This window comes from Salmonella sp. SAL04196 (assembly GCF_046550835.1).
Taxonomy (GTDB): domain Bacteria; phylum Pseudomonadota; class Gammaproteobacteria; order Enterobacterales; family Enterobacteriaceae; genus Salmonella; species Salmonella enterica.
In genome coordinates this window covers 692,336-705,599 of sequence record NZ_JBGDXE010000001.1, presented here as the reverse complement: position 1 = coordinate 705,599, position 13,264 = coordinate 692,336, and the positions used below count along the sequence as shown (strand labels likewise).

At 52.1% G+C, this 13,264-nt stretch carries 7 protein-coding genes and 2 pseudogenes; 5 read left to right on the top strand and 4 right to left on the bottom strand.

Translation table 11 applies throughout. From position 1 onward, the window contains the following. Positions 1-360: 360 nt before the first annotated feature. Positions 361-1,269 carry a LysR family transcriptional regulator gene (locus ACLJPE_RS03570; protein WP_001176638.1) on the top strand — a complete coding sequence of 303 codons (909 nt, stop codon included), beginning with the start codon at positions 361-363 and terminating at the stop codon, positions 1,267-1,269. Between the two features lie 173 nt (positions 1,270-1,442). Beyond that, positions 1,443-2,423, top strand: a complete 981-nt coding sequence (locus ACLJPE_RS03565) for an NAD(P)H-dependent flavin oxidoreductase (RefSeq protein ID WP_000876799.1) — start codon at positions 1,443-1,445, stop codon at positions 2,421-2,423. A gap of 245 nt (positions 2,424-2,668) precedes the next feature. On the opposite strand, the pseudogene ACLJPE_RS03560 reads toward ACLJPE_RS03565, so the two are convergent. Further along, positions 2,669-2,796, bottom strand: a pseudogene (locus ACLJPE_RS03560) (hypothetical protein); the annotation flags it as partial. Positions 2,797-2,885: 89 nt separating this feature from the next. On the opposite strand from ACLJPE_RS03560, the gene ACLJPE_RS03555 reads away from it, so the two are divergent. The 3 genes and pseudogenes from ACLJPE_RS03555 to ACLJPE_RS03545 all read left to right on the top strand — a co-directional run bounded on the left by ACLJPE_RS03555 (position 2,886) and on the right by ACLJPE_RS03545 (position 6,703). Beyond that, positions 2,886-3,893 carry a LacI family DNA-binding transcriptional regulator gene (locus ACLJPE_RS03555; RefSeq protein WP_000201083.1) on the top strand — a complete coding sequence of 336 codons (1,008 nt, stop codon included), beginning with the start codon at positions 2,886-2,888 and terminating at the stop codon, positions 3,891-3,893. 143 nt (positions 3,894-4,036) lie between these two features. Next, positions 4,037-5,488 (top strand): annotated as a pseudogene (gene nhaC, locus ACLJPE_RS03550) (Na+/H+ antiporter NhaC). 12 nt (positions 5,489-5,500) lie between these two features. Then, on the top strand, positions 5,501-6,703 hold the full coding sequence (locus tag ACLJPE_RS03545) for a MalY/PatB family protein (protein WP_000347156.1): 1,203 nt from the start codon (positions 5,501-5,503) through the stop codon (positions 6,701-6,703). 113 nt (positions 6,704-6,816) lie between these two features. On the opposite strand, the gene glgX is transcribed toward ACLJPE_RS03545, so the two are convergent. From glgX to treZ, 3 genes are read right to left on the bottom strand one after another with little or no spacing between them, the layout of a single operon-like run. After that, entirely contained in the window at positions 6,817-8,892 is a 2,076-nt protein-coding gene (gene glgX, locus ACLJPE_RS03540; RefSeq protein ID WP_000210589.1) for a glycogen debranching protein GlgX, read from the bottom strand. Positions 8,893-8,948: 56 nt separating this feature from the next. Beyond that, positions 8,949-11,477 (bottom strand): malto-oligosyltrehalose synthase, encoded by a 2,529-nt coding sequence (gene treY / locus ACLJPE_RS03535; RefSeq protein WP_000613138.1) that lies wholly within the window; start codon positions 11,475-11,477, stop codon positions 8,949-8,951. Continuing rightward, positions 11,474-13,258 (bottom strand): malto-oligosyltrehalose trehalohydrolase, encoded by a 1,785-nt coding sequence (gene treZ, locus ACLJPE_RS03530; protein WP_000095555.1) that lies wholly within the window; start codon positions 13,256-13,258, stop codon positions 11,474-11,476. The genes treY and treZ overlap by 4 nt, the downstream gene beginning before the upstream one ends. Between the last annotated feature and the right edge of the window lie 6 nt (positions 13,259-13,264).

Sequence of the window (13,264 nt, the reverse complement as noted above, 5' to 3'; positions counted from 1 at the left end):
TTATTCACTGTCTGCCAATGTCTTGCATTCACACTCGCCACCTACACTGGCGGCGGTCAAACATAATCGGCTCGTATTTTAGCGTCGCGCCTGGCATGACCTGCACATGCGTAACCGTATCGCCTGGCCTGTTTGTTTTTGTATACGACGCCGCCGAACATCCAAAAAGGTTGCGAAGAATTGGTAGCGATTTTACAAATGACATGTCTTACCTCAACCACCCGGTAAAAGTCATGTATCGATAGCAGTATGTTACTCCAGATAAAACAATCAGCTCACAAAGGGATATGTTCCAGCAGACAGGAATGTTATAAGGAGCTTCCCCCTTCGACACAAATAATGGTTGAGGACTGAGAACAGATGCAGCTGAATATGCTGGAAGCCATGAATATTTATGTCAATGTGGTAGAGCAAGGGAGCTTTATCCGCGCGGCGGAGGTGCTTGAGCTGCACCGCCCTGCTGTTACCCGCGCCGTTCAGAATCTGGAACATGATCTGGGCGTTAAGCTCCTGCATCGCACAACACGACAGGTCAGTATGACGGATGAAGGGGAAGAGTTTTACCAGCGTTGCCTGTCGCTTCTAAGCGAGCTGGACGACGTCCGGCGATTATTTTCCCGCACGCAACCGCCGAAAGGCCGCCTGCGCCTTGACGTCCCTATTACGCTCGCCCGGACAGTCATCATTCCGGCTCTTGGAGATTTTCAGAACCGATACCCGGATATTGAGATTGTACTTGGCACGTCCGATCGCAAGATTGATTTGATTGCCGAGCGTGTGGACTGCGTCATCCGACTTGGTGAGCTTAATGACTCCAGTTTTGTTGCCAGACGTCTGGGAACGGCAGCCATGGTGACTTGTGCTGCGCCATCTTATCTTGCGAAGCATGGCACGCCGCACTCTATCGATGAGCTGATGAAGTCCCACCGGGCTGTAAATTTTTTCAGTAATCACAGCCTGCAGATAATGGAGTGGAAATTCACGGTTGATGGCAGTATTGCGTCAATAAAAGTACCCTCCAGCATCCTGGTAGACAATTCAGAAGCGTTTCTTTCATGTGGGCTGGCGGGGTTGGGAATTCTACACGGATTGCGTCCGTCGCTTGCACCCTTTATTGCCAGTGGAGAGCTGACAGAGATCCTCACTGATTTCCCGCCCCCGCCAAAACCGGTTTCACTGCTTTACCCGGATCGTCGGTATCTGGCACCTAAAGTTCGTGTATTCATCGACTGGCTGTGCGAGGTTTTTGGTCCGGATGCACATCTCTGATAACGCTCTTTCGTGCATATCCGACCTGGCTATTGTTACTTTATCAGTAATTCTGTTTTAAAGACTGGATAGTTTTTCGTAACAATAAAGAGGCTTAAGATCTTCTTCAGATTAATTAACTACCACAGTCGCCTAAAAGGCTGGCTGAAAATTTGTTCGAAGGAGATTACGTCATGAAGTACAACCGTATCTGCCAGATTCTGGGTATCGAAAAACCTGTTATACAAGGCCCATTGTCCTGGCTTACCGATGCAAGACTGGTTGCAGCCGTAAGCAACGCCGGTGGTTTGGGTGTGCTTGGCCCAAATGCGGGCTTAACAGCGGAAACTGCTGTATCAACGCCTGATGAAACAGCAGAAAAAATGCGTGAAGAAATTCGTAAAACCAAAAAACTTACCGAAAAACCATTCGGGGTGAACCTTATTCCAACCCCTGAAAACGACATCTGGACTCCGCCTATCCTACAGGTAATAAAGGAAGAGGGAGTAAAAGCTGTTGTTTATACCGGTTACGGAGAAGGAGCTATTATCACTTCGCTGTTTAATGAACTAAAAGCGTCGGGTATTGCAATTATTTACCGCGATATTAATCCGACACCTGAAAATACACGTTTAGCGGAAAAAGCCGGCGCCGACATTATTGTTGCAACAGGTTTTGATGAAGGTGGCACATTGCCTGGCACCGCGCTTGGCACCTTTTCGATCGTGCCGCTGATTGCGGACTCGGTGAAGAGTGTTCCCGTCATGGCTGCAGGCGGGATTACCGATAGTCGTACCGCCCGTGCTGCCCATGCGCTGGGAGCAGAGGGTGTCTTTGCTGGTTCGGTGTTTATTGGGACAGAAGAAAGCCGTGTGCCGCAGTCAGTAAAGGATAAAATCATTAATGCTAACGGCCTGGATTTGCTGCTTTTCCGTACCCTGCCAGATTACTACCGCTCACTTCCTGGCAAGCTGGCTGACAAGCTCGTGTCGATGGATAAAGCTGGTGCAAGCAATGAAGAACTGGCCCAGACGATGGGAGGTTTACGCGGGTTGCGTATCGGCATGCTGGAAGGTAATACAGATGAAGGATACATTGCGCTGGGCACGGGCATCGGAAATATCCGCAGCATCAAGAGCGTAGCTGAGGTCGTGAACGAGCTGGCCATTTGTTAAGGGCAGAACACTGCAAAAATAATCGAACTTTGCGAAACGGCCTGGCGCGCAGCGGCCCTCTGACACAAGATGTGGTAGTGTTTTCAGACATTGAAACGCCATAGGCTGTATTCCTCCCCTACCCTGTGACTACCGGCTCACCACCGGACAAGCCGCTGTGCTTATCAGCAAAGCCGAATTTCTTCCGGCATGACACTGAGGGGAGTACAGCCCAGTGACACGGTCAGGCGGGTATAGTATTCGGTAATTCCCGTTGCTGCTGAAAGTAATGTCAGTTGCGGCATGGCAAGAGAAGCTATACCTAACGTGGCTGTTCCTGCAAAAATTAATCCGGATGAGATCTTTTTTTCTTTGAGTTCTTAATGGCTAATTCAGGCTGCGCCGCAGTGATTGCACTGATTTCCACGTAACATGATAATCAATGGCTTTGATACCCTTTAAACGAACAAATATGAGCTTAACATGGCGACAATAAAGGATGTTGCATCCATGGCCGGTGTATCAACCGCGACTGTATCACGCGTCATTAACCAGACCGCGTGGGTTGAACCCGTCACGCGCGAACGTGTAGAGAAAGCCATGCGCGATCTCAATTATCGCCGGAATGCCGCCGCTATCGCGCTGGCGAAACGCAGCGGCGATATGCTCGGATTGTTAACCGGCAATCTGGCCGATCCTTTTTTTGCCCGCCTTGCTCGCGGCGTAGAAGATGTTTCTCGTAAGCAGCAGTATCGCTTGATGGTATGTAGCGGCGGCCACGACGAAGAAATGGAAAAAGCGGGACTGGATTTTCTGGTTAATCAAGGCTGTGAGGCTATTGTTGTACACGCCAGCCGATTACCGGATAAAGAGCTGCTGCGCTACGCAGCCCACTTTCCAGCGCTGGTTGTTGTTAATCGTTATATCGCCGGTATGGCCAACCGGTGTATCTGGCTGGAAAATCGCAGCGCCGCCAGGGAAGCGACCCGATATCTCCTGGCGAACGGGCATCGGCGCATTGCCTGTGTGACATCTGACTTGCCAATTATCGATCGTCAGGAACGCCTTGATGGTTACCGTCAGGCGCTGGAAGAATATGGTATTTCTCCAGACCCTCGCTGGGTGATTAGCGTTCCGTTTAACGAAGAAGGCGGCGAGCGGGCCGCGCATCAACTTATCAATAGCGGGCTTCCCCTTACGGCTGCGGTCACGTTTAACGATGTGATGGCCGCTGGCATTATGCGTATTCTTCATCAACGCGGCGTTCAGCTTCCGCAACAGCTCTCTATTGTCGGCTTTGATGATGTGGTGCTGGCCCGGTATCTTTATCCGGCGTTAACAACAATGCATTATCCGGTCGAACAAATGGCGCGTTGTGCCGCGCAACTGGCGATACAGTTATACCGGGGCATTACGCCGCCGCCCAGCAGCAATCATTTCAATGCCGAACTGGTGATCCGCGATTCTGTCGCGCCCTATTTTTCACGATGAATGCGTCGTCAACAGTAAAAACTGTGATGACTATCAAATTAACCCTTCTCATGTAATCGGTTACATGGACGAAAGTAATGGATCACAGTAGTGAGAAGCGTATCCCCCTACCCTTGAGCTACCTTACTGACCGGAGCTCCATTATGAGTGCATCACAAAACAAGAAGAAAACGCTGTCATTGGGTTTAGCGCTAATCCCAGTCATCTCCATGTTGTTATTGTTGATTATCGGTTACGGCATCATGGGGCTACGTATCGAACCGCTCCTTCTGTGCTCTGCGGCGGTAGCGGCAGGCATTGCATGGTGGCAAGGATACTGTTGGGAAGACATCATCAACTCAGTGGTGGATAAGCTGGCTAAAGCAATGCCGGTTATCATGATCCTGATCTGCGTGGGCGGTTTGATTGGCACCTGGATGTTTAGTGGCACCATTCCCTACATGGTGTACTGGGGGCTAAAACTCATAAGCCCGGAATATATTTTGATTGCAGCCTTCTTTTTAACCAGCGTGGTCTCCGTCTGTACCGGTACATCGTGGGGATCCGCCGGGACGGTTGGCGTTGCGTTAATGGGGGTTGCCGCCGGGCTGGACGTGTCTCTTGCAGCAGCAGCTGGCGCCGTCGTTTCTGGCGCTTATTTCGGCGACAAAATCTCACCGTTGTCCGACTCGACTAACTTTGCCGCGATTGTCGCAGACACTACTCTGTTTGAGCATATTCAGCATTTACTTTGGACGACCCTGCCAAGTTTCCTGCTTGCCGCCGTGGTTTATCTTATCGCCGGACACAGTAATATGCTGGGCGAGGTGGCCACGCCGCAGCGCGTTACGGACATCATCCACTCGCTGGAGTCGCTATACCATTTTAATATTGTTCTTATTTTGCCGCCGGTGATCGTACTGTGGGGCGCAATTCGCAAGAAGCCTGTCATCCCATTAATGTTAAGCGCCTGCGTACTTGCCTTATTCCTCGGCGTCATCATGCAGGGACTGAGCATCAAACAGGGACTGGACGCTTTCATTGATGGATTTGATATCGCCATGTTCCCACAAGGCGCTGAAGGTGTCGTGGCCGATGTTCCGCGCCTGCTAAACCGGGGCGGAATGTTCTCGATGATGGGAACAATACTGTTAGTTTTCTGCGCTTTTTCATTTGCCGGAGCGCTAACGTTAACCGGCGCGTTAACGATCATCATTAACCGGCTGCTGACTATTATTCATAGCGTTGGTCAGCTCATTGCCGCCACTATCGGCACCACAATTTTGGTCACAGGAGCGACCAGCGACGGTAAACTGGCATTGTTAGTTCCCGCCGAACTGTTTAAAGATGCCTATCGTCGTATGGGGCTGGATACTAAAAACCTTTCACGGACGATAGAAGATGCCGGTACCGTTATCGAACCTCTCCTGCCGTAGACCTCGGCTGGTGTCTACATGGCGACCACGCTGGGCGTTAGCACGCTTGATCTTCTGCCCTGGGCTATCCAGTGCTATGCGGCGATCTTCTTCGCATTAATTTATGGTTTTAGCGGAATTGGTATTGCCAGAACTGCCTCCGCTTCAGAAAAGTCGCCGCAAGCGTCAGTGACGAAATAATAAGGAAACAAGATGGATTTTAACCAGATTATCAATCGCAACAATACTGGTTCGGTAAAGTGGGATTTTATTGAGCGTCACTTTGGCGACGGCGCTGGAAAACTGCTGCCGATGTGGGTTTCTGATTTCGATTTTGCCTGCCCGCCTGAGGTTCAGGCGGCATTGCATCAGCGAATCGAGCACGGCGTATTTGGCTATAGCGAACGCGATGAGGCCTATTTTAACGCCCTGCTTCACTGGTTTTCATCACGCCACCAGCTCACGTTAAAACAAGAATGGGTATGCAGCGTGGAAGGCGTCGTACCAGGGTTGGCGCTCTTAGTGCAAATGTTGACGCATCCAGGCGACGGCGTAGTGGTACAGGGGCCATACTATGGCTCCTTCGCCAAAATAATCACGCTTAATGGTAGAAAACTGCTGGAGAATCCCCTTAGCGAGTCGCCGGACGATGGCTACCAGATGGATTTTTGCCAACTGGAAAGGCTGTTTCGCCATGAGCGCCCTCCGCTGATGATTTTGTGTAATCCACATAATCCAACCGGGCGTTGCTGGTCGGCCAACGAGCTGGAGCAACTGCTTTTATTATGTGAAGCTTATGATGTCACTCTCATCTCGGATGAAATATGGGCCGATCTATTGCTGCCCGGCGAAACCTTTACCTCGGTACTGCATTTAGGGGAGCGCTGGCATAAACGGGTCATCTCCGCCACTGCGGCCAGCAAAACATTTGGCTTATCGTCGTTGCGAATTTCTAATTTTCTCATTCCCGATCCTACGCTTCGCCAGCGTTTTCTGTCTCGTCTGGACGCTCATGGGCTGGACGTCTTTAACGCCCTCTCCGTTCAGGCGGCGACTACCGCATGGAATGAAAGCAGACAGTGGCTGGATTCGCTACTGGATTACCTGGCGGAAAACCGCCGCTGGTTTGTTGAACAAGCGACAGAGCACCTTCCCTGGGCAAGAATTGTCCCGGCGCAGGGAACCTATTTATTATGGATGGATTGTAAAAAACTGGGACTGGATGACGAACAGCTAAAATGGGTAATGGCGGATGTCGCGGGTATTGCTCCTTCAATGGGCAGCGGCTTTGGCCCGGCGGGCAGCGGATTTATCCGTTTAAATCTGGGATGTCCACGTACCTACCTTGAAATGGCAATAGACGGCCTGAAGCGAATATCGGTGAAGACAATTAAAGGAATACCAACAGGCGGATGAATTTTTCGGGCGATAAACTGACAACGGTGTTATTTCTGCGGCATGATATCGCCTGAGCGCCAGTAAAAAAACCGGCCATCAAGGCCGGTTGGGTCCGGAGCGCGGTTTCACTATCAGGGGCGTCTGAATAACACGATGCTGCGCCCGGCCAGATCGAAATCCATTTCTTCGGTAATCCGCATTCCCTGCTGCGCGTTATCGGCAGTCGTCAGTTCAAGTACCCAGCCGCCTTCTCCCCACATCGGAATACGGAACGGTACGCTGCCTTCAAACGGATTGAAAAGCAGTAAGGCGTCGTGCCAGATCCCCGCTTCCGGCTGAAGATCGGGTCGACTAATACATACGCCTATCGTCGATCCCTCATCCCATTGTTCGGATTGCTGCGCCCCTCCGCCGGCGTTAAACCAGCGGATCTCCAGACCGTCACGCCAGCTCTCCCGGCGCAGCAACGGTTGCGTGGCGCGCAGTTGAATCAGATGACGGGTAAACTCCCGTAGCGCATTGGCGGTTTCCGGCAAATTATCCCAGTGGACCCACGATATTTCACTGTCCTGACAGTAGCCATTGTTATTGCCCATCTGACTGCGGCCAAACTCATCGCCCGCTAATAACATCGGCGTGCCGTGCGAGAAAAGCAAGGTGGTCAGGAAATTACGTTTCTGTTGCTCGCGTATCGCATTGATGCCCTCGTCGTCGGTTGGCCCTTCTGCGCCATAGTTACAGGAGCGGTTATCATTATGCCCGTCATTATTATCTTCGCCATTGGCTTCATTATGTTTGTCGTTATAAGACACCAGATCGTTCAGCGTGAAGCCGTCATGGGCAGTAATAAAGTTAACGCTTGACCAGGGGCGACGGCCGCGCAAATCATAGAGATCGCCGGAACCCAGCAGGCGTGCAGCGAAATCATTTGTGACGTTGTCACCTTTCCAGTATTCGCGCACCGTATCGCGGTATTTATCATTCCATTCGCCCCACCCTGGTGGAAAACCGCCAACCTGATAGCCGCCCGGTCCGATATCCCAGGGTTCGCCAATCAGTTTCAGTTTTGCCAGTACCGGGTCTTGCGTTACCGCATCAAAAAAGCCGCCTCTCTGATCAAAGCCTTCCGGCTCACGACCAAGAATGGTGCCCAAATCAAAACGAAAGCCGTCGACATGCATTGACTCCGCCCAATAGCGAAGCGAATCCATCACCATTTGCAGTACCCGTGGATGAGAGGTATTGACGGTATTACCTGTCCCTGTATCGTTAATGTAATAGCGATGCTGATCGGGCATGGTGCGATAGTAAGAGAAGTTATCGATACCTTTAAATGACAGCGTGGGACCAAGCTCATTCCCTTCTGCCGTATGGTTATAGACCACATCCAGTATCACTTCGATGCCGGCATCATGGAAAGCGCGCACCATATCGCGGAATCCCTGAATACCTTTTGGACCATAGTAGCGCGTCGCCGGTGCAAAAAAGCCCAGCGAGTTGTATCCCCAGAAATTTTTCAGTCCTTTATCGAGCAGATGCTGATCGTCCGGGAACCAGTGAACGGGTAAAAGCTCGACGGAGGTAATCCCCAGACTTTTAATGTAATCCACGCTGGCTTTATGCCCCATGCCCTCAAACGTACCGCGTATAGGCTCAGGGATCGCGGAATTAAGCTGGGTAAAGCCTTTTACATGCGTTTCATAAATAATGGCGTTCGACCACGGTATGGAAGGCCGTTGTCTATCCTCCCAATTCGCCTCAGCCGGATCAATCACCCGGCATTTAGGCGTAAATGGCGCGCTATCCTGGTCATCAAAGGTCAAATCTTTATCGTCATGAAGTAATTGATACGCGAAATGCGCATCGTTCCACTGAATATCGCCCACCAGCTCACGGGCATAAGGGTCAATAAGCAGCTTATTGGGGTTAAAACGATGACCATTTTCCGGGTCATAAGGACCGTAAACGCGGTACCCATACAGCGCGCCGGGCTGCAACTTCGGGACATAGCCGTGCCATATTTCGTCGGTATACTCCGGTAACTCCAGACGAGCGATTTCATGCTCCCCGCTCGGGTCGTAAAGACAAAGCTCGACGCGTTCCGCATGGGCGGAAAAAATAGCGAAATTCACGCCTTCGCCGTCATAATTCGCGCCAAGCGTATGGCTGTATCCTGATCTGATTTCAAAAGCCCTGTTTGTTGTCATTCTCTTTCTCCACCCACGGTAAACGTTGTCCTGTCACGGCACATCAACACATAAACTCAGTCGCTCATTAAAACCAGTACGCCGCCCTGATGTGAGGCCAACGACAGGCGTTCACCAGGCATTAACCTCTCCCGGGTAAGCACATTGCGATAACGATGCTGATTAAGCTGTCCGGGTATAATAATGTCGGTTCCTGCCCAGAAACCGCTATGCGATTGTGACAATAAGCCGTCACATTCGGCGAACACCAGTCGGGGCGCAACAACAATCAGCGCATCATCATGATTGGCTCTGGCGTAAGCGATGACTTTGTCGGCACGCTGACCAACAGCCCGCAGCGGTATATAGTCGCCAAAACGGAAGAGATCATGATTCTGCTGACGCAGACGCAGTAAGGCGGCGGTGGCATACTGATTCACCTGCCCGTTCAGCCAACTCTCTTCGCACGAGAAAACTCCCGGCGTTAGCTGGTCTAACTGCTGCGCCAGCGTGGCGAAATCCGGTTCGCGGCGGTTGTCGGGATCGACAAGGCTAAAATTCAACGCCTCGCTTCCCTGATAGATATCAGGTACTCCCGGCGCGGTTAATTTGATAACGGTCTGCGTCAGGCTGTTAACCAGCCCTGCGCGGATGAAGGGTTGCAAGGAACGATAAAAATCCTGCAAAAATGTCTGATTATCCGGCGCCAGTAAATAACGGGCGTAATCAAGCATTGCCGTTTCGTAAGCCTCATTACTGTCCACCCAATCGGTACGTAGCTTCGCTTCGCGTAGCGCTTTCTCCACAAAGGCTTCAAAGCGTATTTTCAGCGCGTTTAAACCTTTTTCGTCCTGTGGTTGTAGCATCGGGGGCCAGACGCCGGTCAGCGCCTGATATAACATCCACGTATCCGCCGATTTTGGCGCAGTGCCATCATTCAAAAATTTGACATGGGTCTGGTTCATCTGCCGCCAGCGGGCAAGGCATTCGCTCCACTGTTCCGGCGCTTCGGTAAGCGTATACAGCCGTGCTCGCGCATCCTCGCCTCGCTTGGTATCGTGGGTCGACGTACCGGATAACGCGTCAGGCTGTCGCGCCTGTCGGGTTTTCATCTCATGGTGAAAGCGTTCAATGGAGAAGTGATGCGTGACGGGCTCGGCGCCGACTTCATTTAACGCCAGTCCCATGTTTTGACGAAAGAAAAGCGTATCCTCTACCGATTTCGCCATCAGCGGACCGGTGAGTTGTTGGAACCGAACGCGAAACTGTGTCGCCTCCTCCAGGCTGGAGGTGGGAACATCGCCGGTAAGAAGGCGGCTCAGAAATGTAAGCGCTTCTGGCTGCGGAGGGTTTTCAAGCGTCTTTACCCGTTCCACAATACGATGTAACAGGCAAATATCGGTCGGCGGTAGCCCTTCTGCCGTGCCGTAAGTGCGATATACGGGAAAGGCAATTAATAACTCGCGTAACGCCTGCCGAACGACGCTCTCTTCCTGTGCGATCTGTAGCTCGCTGGCAATCGACAGCGCAAGCGCGAGCAGCCGGGTAAATTCCCCCTCGAAATTGCGATCGACCATCAGCAATTTAGCTGCCCGTAATTCCGCCCGCATATCCACTGGCGCGCCTTTAACGGTCTCGTAAGCCTGGCGCAGATTGTCTATCTGCTCATCGTCAACCAGCACCTCCGCCAGCGAGGCGATAAATTCATAGCCTGTGGTGCCGGAAACCGGCCAGTCATCAGGAAGTTGCTCGCCTTTAGCGAGAATTTTTTCCACGGTGATATAGCACGCCGGCCCCACTTCCTGACGTAAACGCGCAAGATAGGCTTTCGGATCGGCAAGGCCGTCGATATGATCGATACGTAAACCGTCAACCGCCCCCGTTCTGACCAGCTCCAGAATCAGCCGATGTGTATCGTCGAAGACGGTTTTATCTTCCACCCGCATTCCTACCAGCCCTGTGACCTCAAAGAAACGCCGAAATGAAAGCGAGCGAGCAGCATCGCGCCAGGACATTAATTTCCACGGCTGGCGCTCATGCAAATCAGCAATAGCGGCTTTATCGGTAAGCGCCAGTATTTCGGCCTCGCGCCCCTGCCATGTCGCCGGCGCAAGCGGATAATAGTTATCATAATAGGCGAACGCGGGTTTACCCGTAGCGGGATCGGGCTTGATCGCAATTTCTCCGTTTTCCAGCACGGCGTCAAACGTGTCGCCTAAAAAAGGCAGCGTCAGTCGGCGCGACCAGTCAATATCGAAATGGCGCGCGTAACGGCTCTCCTTGCCATATTCAAGCACGTCGCGCCACCAGGCGTTTTCTAGCGAGCTGGCCATGTGATTAGGCACAATATCGATGATCAATCCCAGACCTTGCGCTTTAAGTTCGGCCACCAGTCTTTCAAATCCTTCGCGCCCGCCAATAGAAGGCTCAATCTCATTCGCATCGGTGACATCATAACCATGCGTTGACGCTTTGGTGGCGGTAAAGATGGGTGAGGCATAAAGATGGCTGATACCCAGATTTTTAAGATAAGGCACCAGCGCCGCAGCGCGATCGAAGGTCATGCCATTGCGAAACTGAAGGCGATACGTTGCAGTTGGGATCATGATGCAGACTCTCCCTGGGCTAAGCGGACAATAAGAGAATGTTGGGAAAGCGACCCGGTGGATTCATTCGGCCAGGCGAAGAGAGTCTTACCCGGTAAATCGGGCAGTAATACCGTCGTGGCGCTAATATTCAGCGCCAGTGACAGTGTTCCTCCCGGAAAACGCCAGCTAACGGCAATAAACCCGGGCGCGGTTTGCAATACCGTTCCTGAGCTCTCACGGGCAGCGGACAACAGCGGTACGATATGCTTCTGGCGCAAAAGCAGTAGTTCGCGGGTAAACGCCAGCCACGCTTTACCCTCTTCACTGTGCTGTTGCTTCCAGTTAAGTTTTGAGCGTTGAAAGGTCTCTGGCGCATTCGGGTCCGGAACATTTTCCCCTGCATGATCGGCAAACTCTTTTGCGCGACCTTCACGAACGGCGCGGGCTAAATCCCCATGGAAATCGGTAAAAAAAAGAAAAGGACGGCTTTCGCCATACTCTTCGCCCATAAAAAGCAGCGGAATATGCGGTGAAAGCAGCAACGTGGCGAGCAATACTTTTGTTCGTTCAGCTCCCGCAAGGGTTATCAGTCTGTCGCCCTGGGCGCGGTTACCGACTTGATCGTGATTCTGAATAAAATCCACAAAGGCGACCGGGGGTTGTCCGGTACTTTTTACGCCGCGAGGTTCGCCGGTTTGTGGTGAAATTTCTCCCTGATAAGCGAATCCTTCGGCCAGCGCTCTTGCGAGGTGTTTTTCCGGGGCATCAGCAAAATCGTTGTAGTAGGCCTGGGTCTCTCCGGTCGCAAAAACGTGGACGGCATTATGAAAATCGTCATTCCATTCGGCGGTAAACAGCGGCGCATTGCCACCCTGATCACGGGGATGCAGAGAAATAATATTGCGGCTATCTTCGGTGGTCAGATGAATGGGTCTGTCGGTAATGTCTTCCCGAATACGTTGTGCGATTTCAACCAGCACATGCCTGGCGCTACTGTCCTCAATCTGATCGATAGCGTCAAAGCGTAAGCCGTCGAGATGGTATTCTGTCAGCCAGTATAACGGCGCCTCGATGATATAGCGCCGCACGGCGTCGACATCATAGGCGATACCATTTCCCCACGGCGTCATGCGCTCTTTGTGGAAAAACGCCGGCGCCAATAGCGGTAAATAATTTCCCTCCGGGCCGAAATGGTTCAGCACAATATCCAGGACGACGGAAAGACCATACCCATGCGCGGCGTCAATAAACGCTTTGAAATCATCCGGCGTCCCATAGGCTGAATGCGGCGCGTAAAGCAGTACGCCGTCATAGCCCCAGCCGCGTTCGCCGCCAAATTGCGCAACGGGCATCACTTCAATAACGGTAACGCCGAGTTCAGCGAGATAAGGCAGCTTCGCTATTGCGGCGCGGAAGGTGCCTTCCGGAGTGAACGTGCCTGTATGCATCTCGTACACCACGGCCTGCTCCCAACGGCTACCTTTCCACCCGGTGTTGCGCCACGCGTAGCTGCCTGGATCAACCACATATGACGGACCGTTGACGTCAGTTTTTTGGGCGCGGGAAGCCGGATCGGGGAGCACCATGCCATCGCTGAGTACAAAATTATACTCCGTACCTGGCGTCACCCCGGAGACGTCCAGCGTAAACCAGCCGTCACCGCTCGCCTGCATTTCCTGGTCTTTACCCGCAAGCCTGAGCATAACCTTTTGCTGACCGGTGGCCCAAAGACGAAAGCGGACAACATCAGCGGCGATATATTCAGCCCCCCAGCTTTTGCAAAAAATTTTTGAACTCATTTGTCG

What these genes read in the sequence shown, in the direction of transcription:
- ACLJPE_RS03545 (WP_000347156.1), top strand. Translation starts at nt 5,501, where the DNA reads ATGGATTTTAACCAGATTATCAATCGCAACAATACTGGTTCGGTAAAG.
- treZ (WP_000095555.1), bottom strand. Translation starts at nt 13,258, where the DNA reads ATGAGTTCAAAAATTTTTTGCAAAAGCTGGGGGGCTGAATATATCGCC.
- ACLJPE_RS03555 (WP_000201083.1), top strand. Translation starts at nt 2,886, where the DNA reads ATGGCGACAATAAAGGATGTTGCATCCATGGCCGGTGTATCAACCGCG.
- treY (WP_000613138.1), bottom strand. Translation starts at nt 11,477, where the DNA reads ATGATCCCAACTGCAACGTATCGCCTTCAGTTTCGCAATGGCATGACC.
- ACLJPE_RS03570 (WP_001176638.1), top strand. Translation starts at nt 361, where the DNA reads ATGCAGCTGAATATGCTGGAAGCCATGAATATTTATGTCAATGTGGTA.
- ACLJPE_RS03565 (WP_000876799.1), top strand. Translation starts at nt 1,443, where the DNA reads ATGAAGTACAACCGTATCTGCCAGATTCTGGGTATCGAAAAACCTGTT.
- glgX (WP_000210589.1), bottom strand. Translation starts at nt 8,892, where the DNA reads ATGACAACAAACAGGGCTTTTGAAATCAGATCAGGATACAGCCATACG.